Source organism: Pseudomonas sp. TMP9 (assembly GCF_037943105.1).
In the GTDB taxonomy this organism is placed as follows: Bacteria; Pseudomonadota; Gammaproteobacteria; order Pseudomonadales; family Pseudomonadaceae; genus Aquipseudomonas.
Map to the genome: position 1 here is coordinate 2,855,477 of NZ_CP149803.1, position 18,791 is coordinate 2,874,267.

Here is an 18,791-nt window from a genome sequence, read left to right on the forward strand (position 1 = left end):
AGCGGTAAATGCCCGCACGCAACATTCTGGTGATCAACTGCGGCAGCTCGTCGATCAAATTTGCTCTGGTTGACGAAGACCATGAGCCATTCGCCCTGAGCGGTATGGCCGAGCGCCTCGGTGATGCTGATGCGCAAGTCCACTGGCAACAAGATGGCCACAAACACAGCCTACCGCTGCCTTATGCGGACCACAGTGTCGCCCTCGCCCAGTTATTACCCCTGGTTGAGGCAGCGGCTGGCGGTCAGCTGCAGGGTATTGGTCACCGTGTGGTGCATGGCGGCGAGCATTTCACCGCCGCCTGCGCGCTGGATCATTCAACCATCGCCGCCATCCGCGCCACCGCGCCGTTAGCGCCGCTGCATAACCCGGCCAACCTGCTGGGCATAGAGGCGGCCATGAGTCTGTTCCCGAGCCTGCCGCACGTGGCCGTGTTCGATACCGCATTCCACCAAACCTTGCCCGAACACGCTTACCGCTATGCCCTGCCCGAGCCGCTCTATCGTGAACATGGTGTGCGCCGTTATGGCTTTCACGGCACCAGCCACCGCTTTGTCAGCCAACGCGGCGCTGAGATGAGCGGCCTTGCATTGAATGCCAGCAGCTGGCTGGTCGCGCACTTGGGTAACGGCTGCTCAACCTGTGCGATTGTCGATGGCCTGAGCCGCGACACCAGCATGGGCCTGACGCCACTGGAAGGCGTGGTGATGGGCACGCGCAGCGGCGATGTCGACCCTAACCTGCACAGCCATCTGGCGCGCACCCTGGGCTGGAGCCTGGAGCAGATTGAAACCTTGCTCAATAAAGAGAGCGGTTTGCTCGGGCTGTCCGCGCTGTCCAATGACATGCGCACCCTGGAGCAAGCCCGCGAACAAGGCCATGTCGGCGCGACACTGGCCATTGAGGTGTTCTGCTATCGCTTGGCCAAATCTCTCGCGGCCATGACCTGCGCCCTGCCCCGACTCGACGGGCTGATTTTTACCGGCGGCATTGGCGAAAACTCAGCGCTGATCCGCAGCAAGACAGTCAGCCACCTTCAATTATTTAATCTACGCCTCGACGAGACAACCAACGCCAGCACCGTGCGCGGCGCGGCTGGGCCGATTAACGCCCACGGCCACCCGCGCGTTTTGGTTATACCGACCAATGAAGAGCGACAGATTGCCCTCGATACCCTGGCGCTACTTGCAGCCTGAGCGCTAAGCAGCCCAAAAGGCTGCACGCTCAACGACACCCTATACATGGAGACTGCATGCACACCTTTTTTATTGCCCCTACCGGTTTTGGTGTCGGTCTGACCTCAATCAGCCTCGGCTTAGTTGGCGCTCTGGAGCGGACAGGCCTTAAGGTCGGCTTTTTCAAACCAATCGCCCAACCGCATCAAGGTGACATGGGCCCTGAGCGCTCCAGTGAGCTGATCGCCCGCACCCACGGGCTGTATTCGCCCAAACCGTTGGCCCTGGCACATGTTGAGCGCATGCTCGGCGATGGTCAGTTGGATGAGTTGCTGGAGGAAATTATCAGCCTCTTTCAAGAGGCCTCTGCCGGCAAAGACGTGATCATCGTTGAGGGCATGGTGCCCACGCGCCAAGCCAGCTATGCCGCGCGGGTTAACTTCCACCTGGCCAAAAGCCTGGATGCCGAGGTGATTCTGGTTTCCGCGCCGGAGCAGGAAAGCCTCAGTGAGCTGAGTGACCGCGTGGACATCCAGGCCCAGCTGTTTGGTGGCCCGCAAGATGAAAAAGTGCTCGGCGTAATCCTTAATAAGGTGCGCAGCGAGGATGGTATCGAGGCCTTCGCCAACCGCCTGAAAGAACTTTCACCGCTGCTGAAAACTGATGATTTTCGTTTGCTCGGCTGCATCCCCTGGCAGGAGGAGCTGAACGCCCCGCGCACCCGCGACATTGCCGACCTGCTGGGCGCGCGCATTCTCAATGCCGGCGAATACGAGCAGCGGCGCATGCTGAAAATCGTGCTGTGCGCCCGCGCCGTGGCCAACACCGTGCAACTGCTCAAGCCCGGCACGCTGGTGGTGACGCCGGGGGATCGTGACGACATCATTCTCGCCGCCAGCCTCGCAGCCATGAACGGCATGCCGCTGGCGGGCTTGTTGCTGTGCAGCGACTTCGCCCCCGACCCACGCATCATGGAGCTATGCCGGGGTGCGTTGCAGAGCGGCTTACCGGTGATGACGGTGAGCACCGGCTCCTACGACACCGCCACTAACCTGAACCGCCTGAACAAGGAAATCCCGGTCGACGACAAAGAGCGCGCAGAAAATGTCGCCGACTTCGTCGCCAGCCATATCGACCATGAGTGGCTGTTTGCCCGCTGCGGCAGGCCGCGCGAGCTGCGCATGTCGCCGCCAGCATTCCGCTATCAATTGGTGCAGCGCGCCAAGGCTGCCAATAAACGTATTGTCCTACCAGAGGGCAGCGAACCCCGCACCGTCAGAGCAGCGGCCATTTGCCAAGCGCGCGGTATCGCCCGTTGCGTACTGCTGGCCAAACCAGAAGACGTCTACGCGGTGGCGCGCGTGCAGGGCATTGAGTTGCCAGAAGGGCTGGAAATTCTTGACCCAGATCTGATCCGTGAACGCTATGTTGGCCCCATGGTCGAGCTGCGCAAAGGCAAAGGGCTGAACGCGCCGATGGCCGCCGCTCAGCTGGAAGATACGGTGGTGCTGGGCACCATGATGCTCGCCCTTGATGAGGTTGACGGTCTGGTTTCCGGTGCGATTAACACCACCGCCAACACCATCCGCCCGGCCTTGCAGCTAATCAAAACCGCTCCGGGGTATAACTTGGTGTCATCGGTGTTCTTTATGCTGCTGCCCGACCAGGTCCTGGTGTATGGCGACTGCGCCGTTAACCCAGACCCAACGGCGGTGGAACTGGCGGAAATAGCCTTGCAAAGCGCGGCCTCGGCCAGCGCCTTTGGCATCATCCCGCGGGTGGCGCTGCTCAGCTACTCCACGGGCGACTCTGGCACTGGCGAAGAGGTCGAGAAAGTCCGCGAGGCTACCCGCCTAGCACGCGCGCTGCAGCCCAACCTGCTGCTTGATGGCCCGCTGCAATACGACGCCGCTGCGATCGCCAGCGTCGGTCGGCAAAAAGCGCCGAATAGCCCAGTGGCCGGACGCGCTACGGTGTTTATCTTCCCCGATCTCAACACCGGCAACACCACCTACAAAGCCGTGCAACGCAGCGCCGACTGCATCAGCGTCGGCCCCATGCTGCAGGGCTTGCGTAAGCCGGTAAATGACCTGTCACGCGGGGCACTAGTCGACGACATCGTCTACACCATCGCCCTGACCGCCATCCAAGCAGCCAACCTGCCGCAATAACCCGCACCAAGGCCGGCCAAGGGACTGCTATGGCCGGCTAAGAGCACTGAAATGCCATGAACCTCCGGGATTAGCCGTGCTTTGAAAGGTTTGCAGCTGGGGGTACAGGCGGTAATCTGTGCGCCGACCGATCTGTGGTGGAAAACCGCAGGCATATAGATAAGCCGGGGCCAAAGCCCCACTTTTTGAGGCACGAGTCCCCATGCTGCATGTTCTGCCTGCTCCACTGCGCGGCCTAATTGCTGGCCTGCTGCTCGCCCTGAATACCCTAATCTGCTGCTGGCCGCTGTTTATCGGCGCCCTGCTGAAGTTCCTCCTGCCGATCCCTAAGGTGCAGCGCGCGCTGCGTGCTGGCATGCATGCGACCGCGGAGTTCTGGATTTCTACCAACAAATTCTGGATGAACCAGGTTGGCCGCACCCGCTGGGATGTGGCCGGACTGCAAAGCCTGGACAAACAGCACTCCTATCTGGTCACCAGCAACCACCAGAGCTGGGTCGATATTCTGGTACTGCAATACCAGCTCAACCGCCGCGCGCCGTTTCTCAAGTTTTTTCTCAAGCAGGAATTGATCTGGGTGCCAGTGATTGGCCTGTGTTGGTGGGCGCTGGAGTTTCCTTTTATGAAGCGCTTCAGCAAGGAATACCTGGTCAAACACCCGGAAAAACGTGGTCAAGACTTGGCCACCACGCGCAAAGCCTGCGAGCGTTATAAAACTAATCCGGTGTCGGTGTTCAACTTCCTCGAAGGCACACGCCTGTCACCTGCCAAGCATGCCCAGCAGCAGTCGCCCTTCAAGCACCTGCTCAAACCCAAGGCGGGCGGCATTGCCTTTGTTCTGGATGCCATGGGCGAGCAACTGCACAGCGTAGTTAACGTCACCATCCACTACCCACAAGGCACACCGGGCTTCTGGGACTTGCTGTGCGGCAGGATCGAACAGGTGGTGGTGCGCGTCGAGGAGCGGCCAATTCCTAAGGCATTTATTGGCGGCAATTACGATCAAGACGATGCCTACCGCCTGCAATTTCAGCAGTGGGTCAATCAGCTCTGGTTGGATAAAGATGCGCAGTTGGATGAACTGAAACAGCGTTTCCCAGCCCGCTGACGGAAGCGGTTCTGCGGTAAAAAGGCCACCTCACCCGCGACCTTAGTTATCTCCGCTGCAGCGGATGGGATCAGCTTCGTGAGTGTTCGTTCTCCTCCATAAATGGTGGAGAAGCGCAAACGCAAACAACCTAAGCGCTCAACCATTGGGCATAAAAAAGCCGCGCACCCTTTCGGGTACGCGGCGTGTTTGATACTTAGCGGTTACAGCGGACGCAGGTTGATTTCTACCCGGCGGTTCTGTGCGCGGCCTGCTTCGCTGCTGTTGCTGGCGATCGCTTGGCTCGAACCGGCGCCATAGGACGACAACCGCGAGGCTGGTACGCCATTGCCGCTCAGGTAAGAAGCAACGCTTTGGGCACGTCGGTTGGAGAGGTTCTGGTTCAACTCATAAGAGCCCGTGCTGTCGGTATGCCCAACTATATCGACACCATTTTTGTTGAACTCTTTAAACACCGTGACCAATGAGTTAAGGGTTGGGTAGAAACTGCTGGAAATATCTGCTGAATTGCTGGCAAAGGTGATGTTGCCCGGCATGATCAGCTTGAGGTCATCGCCATTGCGCTGCACCTGCACGCCCGTGCCTTGCAGCGTCTGGCGCAGTTTGGCTTCTTGAGTGTCTGCGTAATAACCGTAGCCGCCGCCTGCGGCGCCGCCCACTGCCGCGCCAATCAGGGCGCCTTTGCCGCGATCCTTCTTACTAGACGTGGCGGCACCGATCACGGCGCCGGTAACAGCACCGACGCCACCGTAAATACCCGCCTTGCCCGCTTCACGCTCACCGGTATAGGGGTTAGTGGTACAGCCGGCGAGCACGCCGAGACCGAGGGTTATCACTGCAAGATTTCGCCAAAGGTTCATACGTGCTTCCTTATTTTTCAATTAGATACAGGCTTACGCTGGATTTTTCGAACCGTAAAACTGAGCAAAGTTCATTTATGGGCAACGTCACGCGTTAAACCCAGCGCTGGCTAGGCACGAATAAAGGGATTAGTGCGCATCTCATCACCCAACCGCGTATCAGCCCCATGCCCGGTCACGACCGTGGCGTCTTCATCCAAACTATACAGCCGCTGCTTGATCGAGCGCTCAATGGTCGAGTAATCCCCACCCCATAAATCAGTGCGGCCAATTCCCCCCTTAAACAGCGTATCGCCAGCGATCAACAGCTTATCGTGTGGGAACCAGAAACTCATCGAGCCTGGCGTATGCCCCGGCGTATGCAGCGCTACGCCGCAGCCGCAATCCAGTGCCTGATCATCACTCAACCACTGATCTGGCGCAGGCACCGGCACATAGGGCACACCAAACATGCCGCACTGCATTTCTAGATTGTCCCAAAGGAACTGATCCTCTTTATGCAGGTGTAGGGTCGCGCCCGTCATCTCCTTCAGCTGACCGGAAGCGAGAAAATGATCCAGATGGGCGTGGGTATGGATGATGCTCACCACCTTGAGGCCATGGGCGTCCAAACGCGCCATGATCATCTCCGGATTGCCACCCGGATCAACCACAATGGCCTTCTTCGTCACCGGGTCACCGATGATCGTGCAGTTGCACTGCAAAGGCCCGACGGGAAAGGTTTCGCGGATAAGGGTCGGCGGTGGCGTTGCGGCGGTGGTCATGGTTGTTCCTCTAATAGGCATATACAAACTTACAAAACCCCTATGCGCCTAACTTGATCTTTTAATAACGCATGAATCAGCCCAGTAACCCGAGCGTTTTAGCCCGTGCCACAGCCTGAGTACGGCGCTCGACGCCGAGCTTACTGTTGATGTGCCTGGCATGGGTTTTCACGGTGTGCAAAGAGATAAACAGCCGCTCGCTGATTTCCTGATTAGAGCAGCCTTGGGCGATCAGCTCCAACACACCGCGTTCGCGGGTGCTTAGCGCATCAATTAAAACCGCATGCTCTTCTTGGTTCACCGCTGGCGCTGTGCGCGGTAAATACTGTTGCAAGGCTTCAACTAGCGGGCTGGCTGGCTGAGCCAGTAACTGCTCGCGCAGCCATTCGGTTTGGCGGTTCAACACATCGTAAAAAGGTAGCAACCCACCCCCAGCGGACGCTTGTAGAGCACTGCGCAGCTGTTGTTTCGCCTCAGGTTCCCGCCCACCTTCGCGCAACAAGGCCGTCAGTTTCATCTGCGCTATCGCGCCCAGCAACTGCCCGCCAGCGTTCTGCGCCAACTGAATCAAACCTCGCAAACGTCGTTCAGCCGCTTCCTCTTCGCCCTGCAAGCGCTCAAACGCGGCTAGGTACAATTGGATGTGCAACGGCAGTTGCGGATGGAACTCGGGAGCGGCAGCCGCATGCTCGCCGCCATAGGCATCCTGCAGACGGCTCAACCAGACGCCGGCCAACTCACCCTGCCCTTGGCGCAGCCACAGCTCACATTTTGTCAGGGTGATCATCGCCAAGTAGTAGATCGGCGGGATATCCCAGACGTGCATCAAGCGCTCAGCTTCAGCCAGCTGGGCGAAAGCTTCAGGTAAATGACCGCTGCGGCCCTCCAGACTGGCCAGCACGCAGTAGCCAATCAGCACACTGATATCACGGCAACCGCGCGCTTCTGCAATCCCGGCCAGCAGCTTGTGCCGCGCTTGCTGCGGCTCTAAACGTAGGCTCAGCAAGTAGCCTTCATACAAAGTCAATCGACCCCGTACCGCGTACTGACGCCGCGCCGACAGACCCGCTAGACACTGCTGACCCTGACGCACTTCATCCAGCGCCCGCACCACTTCGCCCCGAGCCTGCAGAACCCGCGCTCGATCATAGTGAGCCAAAGCCTCAAACAGTGGATTACCGACCCGTTGCGCTAATTCTAATGCCTCGCGATTCAGCCCTCGGGCGCGCCACAGGTCGCCCTGCACAACCGCGAGGTTGGCGAGGCTGGACAAGCACATCAAGCGCTGACCATAACGGTCCTGCGGCAAGCAACTCAGCGCCTCAATGCAATAGGCCTGCGCCTTAGCACTGTCACCGCGGCCACGAGCCATCACCCCATTTAGGGCCAGCCATTGCGCTAACAGGCCTTCCTGCTCCGCACGGTTGCGTGCTGGCAGAAATCGCCCGAGCTTAGCGAGCAGCTCTTCGGCCGCATCAAGCTGGCAAGCCAAGGCCAAGGCCCAGCCGTACAACAGAATCAAGCGCGGCGTGCTGGTCAGCAGGCTGTCCGGCAAATCCATCTTCCAACGCAGCAACGTGGCGACGTTCTGTTCAGCCAGCAGTTGTTCTTCAGAAAGGTTCTGCACCAAATTCGCGGCAACATCCGGTTGCCCGGCACGCAGAGCCTGCTCAATGGCCTCATCCAACAAACCTTCGGCACTGAACCAGCGACACGCGCGCAGATGTAAACCCACAGAGGGTTGCGGTCGGCTGCGCAGCAGATCGGAAAACAGATGGTGGTAGCGAAACCATTTGCTTTGCTCATCCAGCGGCACCAGAAACACCTGATGCGCTTGCAGGTGACGAAGGATCGCGGCGCTGTCATGGGCGTCGCGCAGGGCGTCACACAGCTCGGCGCAAAAACGTTCTTGGCTAGCGGTGTCATAGAGAAAGGCTTGTACCTCGGCTGGCTGGCGTTCGATCACCTCTTCCAGCAGGTAGTCATGGATTAGCCCATCAGCACCTTGAGCCCGCGTCGAGATCTCCCCCGGCTCCTGCATTTCGCTGGCGGCCAGCGACCACAAGCGCAAACCGGCCACCCAACCTTCGCTGCGCTGCAGCAGAACCGTCAGCGCCTCAGCGGACAACACCGAACCCTGTAAAGCCAGCAGCTCGGTACTTTCGCGTTCGCTAAGGCGTAAGTCCTGCTCGTGCAACTCCAGCAGTTGGCGCGACAGGCGCAAACGCGACAAATGCCAATCCGGGCGCTGGCGACTGGTCACCAATATCACTAAGCCAGCTGGCAAATGGCTCAGGAGAGACTGCAAGCAACGATCAAGGACCGCGCCTTGGGCTAAGTGGTAATCATCCAGCACCAACAGCAGCGGTTGCAGAGGATCGAGACGCAGCGTCAACTCATCGATCAAACCATCAAGCCACTCCTCGAAGGCGAACGGTTGATGCCGCTGGCGCAAGCGCAACAAGCCCAGCGCCTCCTGCCCGACGGCTGGAAAGAACTGTTGCAGGCCGCTGAGTAATCGTTCCAGAAAGCGCCCGGGATCACTGTCACGCGAACTCAAACCCAACCACAGGCTTTGCCACTGCTCAGGTAAATGCTGACAAAATTCGATGGCTAATGAACTTTTACCGAAGCCCGCCGGCGCACTGACCAGCAGCAGCCGACCTGACAAACCACTTAGTAAGCGCTCGCATAGCCCTGGGCGTGGCACATAACTGACGGGCAACGGCGGCCGATAGAAGTGCCCGCCCAAAAGGTTGGGCGCGGCAATTAAGCCAGGAAGTGGGGGCAAATCAGTCATCAGCCGGTTTCTTGTAGTCGTCAGGCAGAGGCACTACCAATGCCCCGCAGCCTAGCGTCTTGATGCCCGTATTTGAAGCATTGATGCGCCTCAGCCCTTAAGTGGCAATGATTACTTATGCATAGACCGCATAGTGATGGCCGCCAATGGCTGGCGATCCGGCATGGCAAATGCTTCGCGGGCACGGGCTTACTGAGGTCACTTGAAAAATAGCACTAACGACAAAAGCTTCCCGAGCAAGCTCGCTCCTACAGGGGTCGCATTTGAGCATTAGCTTGGCGTGGCTGCGCTTTGCACCCACTTACCCGGCGCATGGACTGCCTAACACTTGAGGCGCCCTGAATTGAAGCCATAAAAAAACCGGCCTTCGCAGGCCGGTTTTTATGCAACGTTACACAGGTTTAGCGAACGCCCGCCTGGCGCAGGGCCGCTGGGGTGTAGTCGCTTTCCTTGGCTGGGTAGCCGAACTCGTAGGAATTTTTCTCTTCGTTCTTCATGCCCAGCGCCAAGTAACGACCCGACAGCAGGTCATACAGGGTCTCGATGCTGTACCAAGGTACTTGCTTGTCGTAGTAGTACATAGCATGGGCTTCAGCCACACGCCACAGGGTACCGCGACCGTCGTAGTGGTCGATCTGAGCCGCTTGCCAGGTGTCTTCGTCGATGAAGAAGTCACGCTTAGCATAGATGTGGCGCTCGCCTGATTTCAGGGTGGCGGTCACATGCCATACACGGTGCAGTTCATAACGGGTCAGGTCTTGGTTGATATGGCCAGCCTTAACGATCTCGTCATATTTCAGCTTCGGCGAGTCCAAACGGTAGCTGTTGTAAGGAATGTAGATTTCCTTCTTACCGTTAAGTACCCAGTCATACCGATCTGGAGCACCGTTGAACATGTCGAAGTTGTCAGAGGTACGCAGACCATCGGCTGCAGTGCCTGGGCCGTCATACGACACCTGCGGTGCACGACGAACGCGACGCTGACCGGCGTTGTACAACCATGCCAGACGCGGCTCTTTCACCTGGTTAAGGGTTTCGTGAACCAGCAGCACGTTACCCGCCAGACGCGAAGGTGCTGTTACACGTTGCTTGAAGTAGAACAGCACGTTGCTTTCTTTGCTGCTATCCACGTCCTGCAGCGCACCACGGAAGGTGAACTCATCTTGGAAGTAAACCAAGCTGTAGGAGCCGTTCGCTTGCGGTGTGGCCTGAGTCACCAGACGCTTTACGCTGCCGCCACGGTAACGGGTGATGTGGTTCCAGATGGCTTCCAGGCCGTCCTTCGGAATGGGGAAGGGGATGGCTTGCTCGAAGTTCTCCAGACCATTACCGCCCTCAACCAGCTTGGTGTTCACTGCGTTATTTTTCGCAGCGGCCAAGATTTCTGCTGGCATGCTTGCCGAGCGATGCGTTGGGAATACCGGCATTTTGTAGGTTTCTGGGTAACGCTTGAACAGTGCCAGCTGGCCAGGGGTCAGCTTGCTGGCGTACTGATCAACGTTCTGCGCCGTGATGGTGAACAGCGGCTGCTCGCTAGGGAATGGATCGGCGAGGAAGCCCGCTGCATCGACGGCGCCGGCGTTGGTTGGCAGACCACCAGTCCAAGCTGGGATCGAGCCATCGGCATTACCAGCCATCTCAGCGCCCACTGGCGTCAGCGAAGTACCCAGCTTGGCTGCTTCATCCGCCGATACCGCTGCCATCACGCTGCTAGCCAGCAACGTAAGGGCCAAGGCACCGGTTTGCAGCAGACTTTTTGTTATTTTCATAGTCATATTCGTCCTCAAATCTCGTCCGCTTAGAAGTTCACGCCGAAGCTAAGTGCTACGAAGTCACGGTCAATTGCAGTGTTGTATTTACCACCGAAGAAGTCGGTGTACGCCAGGCTAGCGGTGTAGGTGTTCTGGTATTCAGCATCCAGACCTAGGCTTACGGCCTTAGCACCTTCAGTGAACAAGCCATTTGGACCGTAACCGTCTACGTCGTGCGACCAGGAAACGCTTGGCTTAAGGTTGATGCCGGCGAATACATCCGGGTAGTCCCAGATAGCACGAGCGCGATAGCCCCAAGCTGTATTGGTTACAAAGCCATCGTCTTCACAGTACTTGGACTGGTTCTCTCTGCTCGCAGTACCGAGGGTACTTCCATTGAGTGCATTGCAAGTGTTGATAAATGTATTTGCAGCAACCTGAGTAGCTGGCAACGGACCTGGGCCATAAATCGGATCGCGGCCGTAACGGGTATCGCTGGAGCTCTCTAAGCCACCTACATGCACAACACCAACTTCACCCACCAGCGTAAGACGACTGGCGCCCATTACCTGATCAAAGAAATGAGTAAACGTTGTTTGAAATTGAGTGATTTCTTTGCGCTTGTAGCCGTTAACTTCCTGACCTGGCTGACCATCGATCAAAGAGGCATTACCGAACAAACCGCCCAACGGGTTTACGCCAGCGAAAAGAATATCCGTTGTATTAAGCAGAACTGGAGCATTGGGACGATAGCTAATTTCGCCAGCCATTGATGTACCAGTTGGCAGGGTCGTAGAGAAGCTCAAGCCATAAAGCTGGATATCTTCTGGGTACTCAAGGAAATAATTTGAGTTACCAGCAATAACCAATGGACGTAAAGGTTGTAAATTAACGTTGGTAGTAAATGGCGCACGATTTGCGATTGCATAAACATCTGCGCCGGGGCCTGCTGCACTAAAGGCAGGTGTACGGCTGTGATAGTTCATAAAGTAGGCGCCGAATTCTGTATCGAGCGCCTGAGAGAAGTAACGGAAAGCCGTACCAAACTGACCGCTGTCACGAGCATCACGGTCGCCACTGCGTTTTACAACTACACCTTCATTAGTTTGGGTTATTGCAAGGTCCCGGCGACCCAGGGCAGTGACAGTATTGTTAATACCGGCACGAGCAGCTGGGTTATTGCTCAGTACAGCTAAGTTATCAGTGCAGCCATCTGCAATAATGTCTGGCTGAGCAAAGAAGGTGCCGCAGTTGTCTACGACCGTCTGATCCCACTCAAGCTGGTAGAACGCCTCCATAGAAAGGTTTTCGGTCAGGCTTTGAGCCACATAAAACATATTAACCGGAATCAAGCCCTCTTTAATCTCAGCACCAGGTCGACGGAATGCTGAAACATCAACCGGATTGATTTCGTTAATGCTATTACGAATAAAGGTACTTTCACCCCAACTTACTACCTGCTTACCCAAACGAACGGAGCCTGGCTGGTCGCCAATGGCGTAGTTGTGGTAAACAAATGCGTCAAGAATTTGTGCACCAGACGCCTGGGCACCTTCTTTGCGGTTGCTATCGCTGATATCTTTGAACAGACGGCTTTCGTCTTTCAACTCAAAGTCGTACCAGTACTTACCACGCACAAACACACCGGTGTCGCCATATTTGAGCTCAAGGTCATGAATACCCTTGAAGATCTTCGAGAAGGTTTCGCCTTTCTTGAAGTTTTGACGCGAATCATCGGTGGTTTGAGATAGACCGTCACCACCGTTGTTAGAACCAATCAGATCTGGATCCGCGCCGCGCACCGACCAGCTGGAACCAACCGACATAGCCGAATCGAGCTGGCCTTCGATTTCACCGATATTAAAAGTAACGCCGAATGCAGGTGCGGCGAGGGTGGATGCGAGGCTGACGGCCAACGGCAGTTTTGCCAGGCGCCAGATTTGTTTTGCTTTTGTCATCGACGCTACTCCATGTGCTTTTTTGTTATGGACGATACGGACTATAGCCAGCGGGTACTTCTGCTTGATCCCTCGAAAGGGTGATTTTTGGCCCCCAGGCACTCTGGCTCGCTGGTTTCGGCCTGTGTTGCACGACCGGCAGAGCCAAGAATGGCTTGGAGAGAGCAATTAGCAAGCCAAACGCTTGTTTGACTGAGCAGTCACTAAAAAAGATGGTGCTGGGTGCGAACTGCATCGCCCTCGACACACTGTAATCTGCCCCATTGATACGTTCTAAAACTGGCTGAAAGCCTCTGATTGCGCCGTGTTCACAACACTGCACGTGGACCCAACGCTCGGGCGAAGCGTGTGCCGCACCCGAGGCAAAAAACCTTACAAGGTGGAAAGAAACGGACTGCCTGCAGCCTGCCATTGGGCGATATCCAGGCGAATGCGTTTCTTATCCAACTTACCGACGCTGGTCTTGGGAACTTCGGTAACAAGCGCGATTTGCGACGGTATCGCCCACTTATTGATGCTGCCCTGATCAACAAATGGCTTGAGGTGTTCCTTTAAGCCTTTGACGTCCAGGCTTTGCCCGTCGCGGATGACGAGCAGCGCAAACGGCCGCTCGCCCCACTGCGGATCGGGCACGCCGACGACCGCGACTTCACGTACCGCCGGATGACGGCTGATGAGGTCTTCCAGTGCCAAAGAAGAGATCCATTCGCCGCCGGTTTTGATGACATCTTTAATACGGTCGCGAATGTCGATAAAGCCAAAGTCGTCGATGGTCGCTACGTCACCGGTGTGCATCCAGCCGTGTTCCCAAAGCTCTGCGCCCTTCTCCGGCTCGCGGTAGTAGCCTTGGGTCAGCCATGGCGCACGCAACACCAACTCACCTTGGGTTTCACCATCGGCCGGTAACAAGGTGCCATCGGCGGACATGATTGCGGCTTCAACCAACGGCACGGGTACGCCGGCTTTGATGCGATAGGTGATGCGTTCGTCTTCGCTGCCGGCCATCAGCTCATCATTGATATGGGCACAAGAGATCAGCGGGCAGGTTTCTGACATGCCGTAGGCAGCGGTTAGCTGGATATTGCGCGCTTTGGCCGCTTCGTACAGCGAGCGGTTTAGCGCGCTGCCGCCGATGATCATTTTAAGGCCGCCGAAATCATGGCCTTGGGCACTCGGCGCACTCATCACCATTTGCAAAATGGTCGGTACGCAATGGGAGAAGGTGACCTTCTCATCTTTAATCAGCTGGCAGAGCATGTCCGGCTCATATCGACCGGGGTAAACCTGCTTAACCCCCAACATAGTGGCCACATAAGGCATGCCCCAGGCGTGCACGTGGAACATTGGGGTGATGGGCATGTACACATCGTTGGTGCCCAGCAGGCGAATGCTGTCCAAGCTACCCAACACGCTGGCAGCAGCCAGGGTGTGCAGCACCAATTGACGGTGGCTGAAATACACGCCCTTGGGGTTACCGGTGGTGCCGGTGGTGTAGAAAGTAGTGGCCACCGAGTTTTCGTCAAAATCCGCGAAATCATAACGCGGGCTGGTAGCGGCTAGCAGCGTTTCATACTCGCCGACCAGGCCGCCCAGCTCGGCGGTTTTATCGGCGGTATCGGTCAGCAGAATGGTTTTCTGCACCGTGGTCAGCTGGCCCTCGATGCTTTTGTACAGCGGCACAAACTCGCTGTTAACCAGCACGAACTTATCGTCGGCGTGATTCATGGTGTAGAGAATCTGATCAGCCGAAAGCCGGATATTAATGGTGTGCAGCACCGCGCCGATCATCGGCACGGCGAACATGCATTCCAAGTAACGGTGGCTGTCCCATTCCATCACGGCCACGGTATCACCGGCCTTCACACCCGCCTCAGTAAGCACATTGGCCAAACGCGCGACACGCTCATTGAGGGTGGCATAGCTGTAGCGCAACTGGTCGCGATAGACGATTTCGCGGGTTTTTTCGTAACGGATGCCCGACAACAGCAGACGCTTGATCAACAGCGGCGCGGGGTGAGCATTCTCTGCGGGAGCGATCAGACGGGTCTGCAGCATGGCGATACCTGTTTGTGGTTTTTATCAGTGGTGCCAATCTAGAGCCCTCGTCGCCCGCTCAAATCAGCCCAAAGAATGATTTTGGGCGTGACTGTTTGGCCATTTCTGGTCACACAGTAGAATCCACCGCGGGTTGTTCGGTTTTTTGCCACAGCATTAAGGAGTTATCCGATGTCCGATATCGTCATTGTCAGCGGCGCACGCACGCCGATGGGTGGTTTTCAAGGCAGCCTGTCGAGCGTTGCAGCGGTTGATTTGGGTGCGGCGGCCATTCGTGCAGCGGTTGAGCGCGGCGGTGTAGCGCCAGCCGATGTGCAGGAAGTGATTATGGGCTGCGTGCTGCCGGCCGGCCTTAAGCAAGGCCCCGCGCGCCAGGCCTCGCTGAATGCCGGCCTGCCCTCGGCCACCGGTTGCACCACCATTAACAAGCTCTGCGGTTCGGGCATGAAAGCGGTGATGCTGGCCTTTGATTCGCTCAAGGCGGGCAGCAACAACGTGATGATTGCCGGCGGCATGGAGAGCATGTCCAACGCGCCTTACATCATAAGCAAAGCTCGCGCGGGGCTGCGTATGGGCCACGGCGAAATCAAGGACCACATGTTCCTCGATGGGCTAGAAGATGCGCGCAGCGGTCGGCTGATGGGCTCCTTCGCGCAGGAAACTGCAGACCAATACGGCATCACCCGTGAGCAGATGGACGCCTACGCCATTGAATCACTCAAGCGCGCTCAGGCGGCGATTGCCAGCGGTGCGCTGGAGGCAGAAATCGTGCCGGTCAGCGTCAGCAGCCGCAAAGGCGATGTGCTGGTTAAAGATGATGAGCAGCCGCTGAACGCCAACCCGCAAAAGATCCCAGACCTGAAACCAGCCTTTCGCAAGGACGGTAGCATCACCGCCGCCAACGCCAGCTCAATCTCCGATGGCGCGTCTGCCTTGCTGCTGATGACCGCTGAAGAAGCAAGCAAACGTGGCCTCACGCCGCTGGCAAAAATTGTCGCCCACGCCACGCAAAGCCAGGACCCGAGCGAGTTCACCATCGCGCCGATTGGTTCAATCACCACCCTGATCAAGAAAACAGGATGGGATAAGGCTCAGGTTGATCTGTTTGAAATCAACGAAGCCTTTGCCATGGTGACCATGCTGGCCATCCGCGAACTCGACCTCGACCCCAGCAAAGTCAATATCTACGGCGGCGCGTGTGCTCAGGGCCATCCGATTGGCTCCACGGGCTCGCGGATTATCCTGACGTTGATCAACGCGCTGAAAAATACCGGCGGCACGCGCGGTATCGCCTCGCTGTGCATCGGTGGCGGCGAAGCAACGGCCGTGGCGGTTGAGCTGATTTAGGTCAGCGGATGGAACGTGCTAGAGGCGACGATCCAGCAACTTGACCAGCAACTGATCAAGCGCGCCCCAAATAGACTGGCGCAATCGTCGCCACCATGGCCGGGCGCGCCAGTCGGCCAGGGTAATTTCCTCGCTCACGGCAAAATCTGCCTGAAAGCTGGCCGCCACACTGGCGCTAAATACTGGGTCGAGTGCTTCGAGGTTGGCGTCCAGGTTAAAGCGCAAGTTCCAGTGATCGAAGTTACACGAGCCGACGCTGACCCAGTCATCCACCAGCACCATCTTCAAATGCAGAAAACGCGGCTGGTATTCGAAGATGCGCACGCCCGCTTTGAGCAAGCTGGTGTAATAACGCTGGCCAGCAAAGCGCACCGGTGGGTGGTCGGTGTTATGCCCAGCCAACAACAAGCGCACCTCGACGCCATTTTTAGCGGCCTTGCGCAGGGTACGGCGCACACGCCAAGTGGGTAAAAAATACGGTGTAGCCAGCCAAATACGGCGTTCTGCCCCACGCAAGGCGCGCACCAGTGAGAGCAAAATATCGCGGTGTTGCGTGGCGTCGGCGAAGGCCACACGGCCCAAGCCCTGCCCCAGCGCAGGTAATAGCGGCAGCTTTTTTAGGCGCAGCGGCATACGCGGCCGCCAAGCAATCCAGGCTTGCCCTGCTTGCCATTGGCGCTCAAATAACTGCTGCCAATCGGCCACCAGCGGCCCGCTGATTTCCACCATCACTTCATGCCAACGGCTGCTGGTGTGCTCGGGCTGCCAGAACTCATCCGTCGCACCCGTGCCGCCGACGTAGGCGAATTGCTCATCGACCAGCAACAGTTTGCGGTGATCACGATGGAAGTTGCGCAGGCCATGCTTCCAGCGCACCGGGTTGTAATACTGCACCTGCACGCCAGCGGCCTGCAGGCGTTGCCGGTCAGCCGCAGATAAACCCTGCGCACCAAAGTCATCGAACAAACAACGCACCACCACGCCACGTTGCGCAGCACTGCAAAGGGCGTCGAGCACGGCGCTGCTGCAGGCCCCACTTTCAACTAAATAAAGTTCTAGATCGACCTGCCGCCCGGCCGCAGTAATGCGCGCCAACATCTGCACATAAAACTGCGGGCCGTCGATCAGCAGCGCTAAGGCGTTGCCCCGCCGCCAGGGAAAGACGTTATCAACCATGATCGCTTACTCTGGGCATTGCGCCTCTCGCGAGGAGAATTGAGAGGCGCCACCATAGCCGCCTGACCCGGCGTTGCACACCCTGGCAGACCTGCCAAAACGCTTACGGCTCAGGTAAGGCCGCCGCTTGCGGCAACAACTGACAACCCTCGCGCGACCCCAACCACTGTGCACTCTGCGTGCTGCCTAGGCCGCGAGCGGTTACGCGCTTATTGGCGGCGTCATCAAAAAAACCGGAGAGCGAAACATACTGCACCACATAAGCTTGGCAATAGTCCGCCGGGTTGTTGGCCACATACCGACATGAGCAATATTCCTTAGCCGAATAAGCCCCAACAATGCCTGGGAACGCTTGCAGGTGGCTGCGGTTTTGCCATCCCAAGGCGGCGAGTAACAGCAAAATCAGCAAAAGTAGGCTGCTAAATGGTCGACGGCGGATCATGGCTGTACCTCTTGGGCCAATGCGGCCAGAACCAGCTTGAGGAAGTGGTTACGATCAAAACTGTCATCGCGATCATCGGCGTAGCGCACGACCACCAGCTTCTCATCAGGCAACACATACAAGCCCTGCCCCCAGTGCCCAGAGGCCGCTAGCATATTGTTCGGGGCATCCGGCCATGGCTTGGGGGCGCCACCAACCGCCGCATTCAACCACCACTGGCCACCCGGCACGGATGCATTAGGTTTGTCAGCCTGCGGCTGATAGTTGGCAAAGGGTGTGCGGTTGAAGTCGACCCAAGCCTTGGGCAGTAATTGCTGCTCGCCCCAACGCCCGTCACGCTGCATCAGCAGGCCGATGCGGGCCAGGTCACGGGCGGTCATGTACAGGTAAGAGGAACCGACAAAGGTGCCCGCTGCATCGCGCTCCCAAACAGCGGAGGTGATGCCTAAAGGGCTGAACAGTGCAGTCCACGGGTAATCAGCGTAGGCCTCGGTGCCGACCATGCTTTTCAGCGCAGCCGACAGCACGTTGCTGTCCCCGCTGGAATAACGAAAGTGCGTACCCGGCTCAGCCGCGGCGCTGTGCGCAGCAGTGAAGGCGGCCATATCCGATCGACCACGGGTATAGAGCATCGCGACCACTGAAGATTTCAGCGGTGCGTATTCATAGTCTTCCTGCCAATCCAGACCCGACGCCCAGTTAAGTAGGTGACCGACCTTGACCTGGGGGTGCGCCGCAAATGGCGGGTAATAGTCCGCCACTGGCGCATCCAGCTTGAATAAGCCCTGGCCATACGCCACACCCATGGTGGTGGCGAGTACGCTCTTGGCCATCGACCAACTGAGGTGCGGCGTGGCGGCATGAGTGGGCGCGGCGTAGCGCTCATACACCACCTGGCCGTCGCGAATCACCAGCACGGCATCGCTGCGCACACCCTTGCGAGTGGCCTCATCACGGGCTGGGAAGGCGTAAGCTTCCAGCTCGCTAAGGGCTGCGCTGGGCGCTGCCAGTTGGCGGGTCCAGTCGGTCTGCGGCCAGCTTTCGGCCTGCACCACGGCGCTGGCCAAGCCGAATGCGCACGCCAACGTCAGCCGCCGTGCAGTCAATAACGTGAAGGACATGGGACCGCCTTTGCTGAAATCGAAGGCGGCACCCTAGCATGCTGCCGAGGGCAACCAAAAGCG

At 57.7% G+C, this 18,791-nt stretch carries 13 protein-coding genes; 4 read left to right on the plus strand and 9 right to left on the minus strand.

Going from position 1 to position 18,791, the window contains the following annotated elements; all coding sequences use genetic code 11:
* Nucleotides 1–8: 8 nt before the first annotated feature.
* The 3 genes from WF513_RS13620 to WF513_RS13630 all read left to right on the plus strand — a co-directional run bounded on the left by WF513_RS13620 (nt 9) and on the right by WF513_RS13630 (nt 4,454).
* Nucleotides 9–1,196, plus strand: coding sequence for an acetate kinase (locus WF513_RS13620; protein ID WP_339079926.1), 1,188 nt, complete (start codon nt 9–11; stop codon nt 1,194–1,196).
* 56 nt (nt 1,197–1,252) lie between these two features.
* Nucleotides 1,253–3,346 (plus strand): phosphate acetyltransferase, encoded by a 2,094-nt coding sequence (gene pta, locus WF513_RS13625; RefSeq protein ID WP_339079927.1) that lies wholly within the window; start codon nt 1,253–1,255, stop codon nt 3,344–3,346.
* Nucleotides 3,347–3,548: 202 nt separating this feature from the next.
* Nucleotides 3,549–4,454, plus strand: coding sequence for an acyltransferase (locus WF513_RS13630; protein WP_339079928.1), 906 nt, complete (start codon nt 3,549–3,551; stop codon nt 4,452–4,454).
* A gap of 203 nt (nt 4,455–4,657) precedes the next feature.
* Here WF513_RS13630 and WF513_RS13635 read toward each other — a convergent pair whose 3' ends face one another.
* From WF513_RS13635 to WF513_RS13660, 6 genes are all read right to left on the minus strand, one after another.
* A complete protein-coding gene (locus tag WF513_RS13635; RefSeq protein ID WP_339079929.1) occupies nt 4,658–5,314 on the minus strand; it encodes an OmpA family protein in 657 nt (218 codons plus the stop codon).
* Between the two features lie 110 nt (nt 5,315–5,424).
* Complete coding sequence (locus WF513_RS13640) at nt 5,425–6,078, minus strand: MBL fold metallo-hydrolase (protein ID WP_339079930.1); 654 nt, start codon at nt 6,076–6,078, stop codon at nt 5,425–5,427.
* A gap of 76 nt (nt 6,079–6,154) precedes the next feature.
* Nucleotides 6,155–8,878, minus strand: coding sequence for a LuxR C-terminal-related transcriptional regulator (locus WF513_RS13645; RefSeq protein WP_339079931.1), 2,724 nt, complete (start codon nt 8,876–8,878; stop codon nt 6,155–6,157).
* 401 nt (nt 8,879–9,279) lie between these two features.
* Nucleotides 9,280–10,647 carry a DUF1329 domain-containing protein gene (locus WF513_RS13650; RefSeq protein ID WP_339083585.1) on the minus strand — a complete coding sequence of 456 codons (1,368 nt, stop codon included), beginning with the start codon at nt 10,645–10,647 and terminating at the stop codon, nt 9,280–9,282.
* 29 nt (nt 10,648–10,676) lie between these two features.
* Entirely contained in the window at nt 10,677–12,587 is a 1,911-nt protein-coding gene (locus WF513_RS13655; protein WP_339079932.1) for a DUF1302 domain-containing protein, read from the minus strand.
* A 372-nt stretch (nt 12,588–12,959) separates the two neighbouring features.
* Complete coding sequence (locus WF513_RS13660; protein WP_339079933.1) at nt 12,960–14,642, minus strand: fatty acid--CoA ligase; 1,683 nt, start codon at nt 14,640–14,642, stop codon at nt 12,960–12,962.
* A gap of 171 nt (nt 14,643–14,813) precedes the next feature.
* Between WF513_RS13660 and WF513_RS13665 the strand changes: the two genes are divergently transcribed.
* Nucleotides 14,814–15,989: an acetyl-CoA C-acyltransferase gene (locus WF513_RS13665; protein ID WP_339079934.1), complete on the plus strand. Its 1,176-nt coding sequence runs from the start codon at nt 14,814–14,816 to the stop codon at nt 15,987–15,989.
* Between the two features lie 18 nt (nt 15,990–16,007).
* On the opposite strand, the gene WF513_RS13670 is transcribed toward WF513_RS13665, so the two are convergent.
* The 3 genes from WF513_RS13670 to WF513_RS13680 all read right to left on the minus strand — a co-directional run bounded on the left by WF513_RS13670 (nt 16,008) and on the right by WF513_RS13680 (nt 18,728).
* Nucleotides 16,008–17,165 carry a phosphatidylserine/phosphatidylglycerophosphate/cardiolipin synthase family protein gene (locus tag WF513_RS13670; RefSeq protein ID WP_339079935.1) on the minus strand — a complete coding sequence of 386 codons (1,158 nt, stop codon included), beginning with the start codon at nt 17,163–17,165 and terminating at the stop codon, nt 16,008–16,010.
* Between the two features lie 103 nt (nt 17,166–17,268).
* A complete protein-coding gene (locus tag WF513_RS13675) occupies nt 17,269–17,607 on the minus strand; it encodes an amidase (protein WP_339079936.1) in 339 nt (112 codons plus the stop codon).
* A complete protein-coding gene (locus WF513_RS13680; RefSeq protein WP_339079938.1) occupies nt 17,604–18,728 on the minus strand; it encodes a serine hydrolase in 1,125 nt (374 codons plus the stop codon). Before WF513_RS13680 ends, WF513_RS13675 begins: the two co-directional genes overlap by 4 nt.
* Between the last annotated feature and the right edge of the window lie 63 nt (nt 18,729–18,791).

Excerpts from the sequence above, each read along its gene's own strand:
- WF513_RS13620 (WP_339079926.1), top strand. The coding sequence starts at position 9 with ATGCCCGCACGCAACATTCTGGTGATCAACTGCGGCAGCTCGTCGATC.
- pta (WP_339079927.1), top strand. The coding sequence starts at position 1,253 with ATGCACACCTTTTTTATTGCCCCTACCGGTTTTGGTGTCGGTCTGACC.
- WF513_RS13630 (WP_339079928.1), top strand. The coding sequence starts at position 3,549 with ATGCTGCATGTTCTGCCTGCTCCACTGCGCGGCCTAATTGCTGGCCTG.
- WF513_RS13635 (WP_339079929.1), bottom strand. The coding sequence starts at position 5,314 with ATGAACCTTTGGCGAAATCTTGCAGTGATAACCCTCGGTCTCGGCGTG.
- WF513_RS13640 (WP_339079930.1), bottom strand. The coding sequence starts at position 6,078 with ATGACCACCGCCGCAACGCCACCGCCGACCCTTATCCGCGAAACCTTT.
- WF513_RS13645 (WP_339079931.1), bottom strand. The coding sequence starts at position 8,878 with ATGACTGATTTGCCCCCACTTCCTGGCTTAATTGCCGCGCCCAACCTT.
- WF513_RS13650 (WP_339083585.1), bottom strand. The coding sequence starts at position 10,647 with ATGAAAATAACAAAAAGTCTGCTGCAAACCGGTGCCTTGGCCCTTACG.
- WF513_RS13655 (WP_339079932.1), bottom strand. The coding sequence starts at position 12,587 with ATGACAAAAGCAAAACAAATCTGGCGCCTGGCAAAACTGCCGTTGGCC.
- WF513_RS13660 (WP_339079933.1), bottom strand. The coding sequence starts at position 14,642 with ATGCTGCAGACCCGTCTGATCGCTCCCGCAGAGAATGCTCACCCCGCG.
- WF513_RS13665 (WP_339079934.1), top strand. The coding sequence starts at position 14,814 with ATGTCCGATATCGTCATTGTCAGCGGCGCACGCACGCCGATGGGTGGT.
- WF513_RS13670 (WP_339079935.1), bottom strand. The coding sequence starts at position 17,165 with ATGGTTGATAACGTCTTTCCCTGGCGGCGGGGCAACGCCTTAGCGCTG.
- WF513_RS13675 (WP_339079936.1), bottom strand. The coding sequence starts at position 17,607 with ATGATCCGCCGTCGACCATTTAGCAGCCTACTTTTGCTGATTTTGCTG.
- WF513_RS13680 (WP_339079938.1), bottom strand. The coding sequence starts at position 18,728 with ATGTCCTTCACGTTATTGACTGCACGGCGGCTGACGTTGGCGTGCGCA.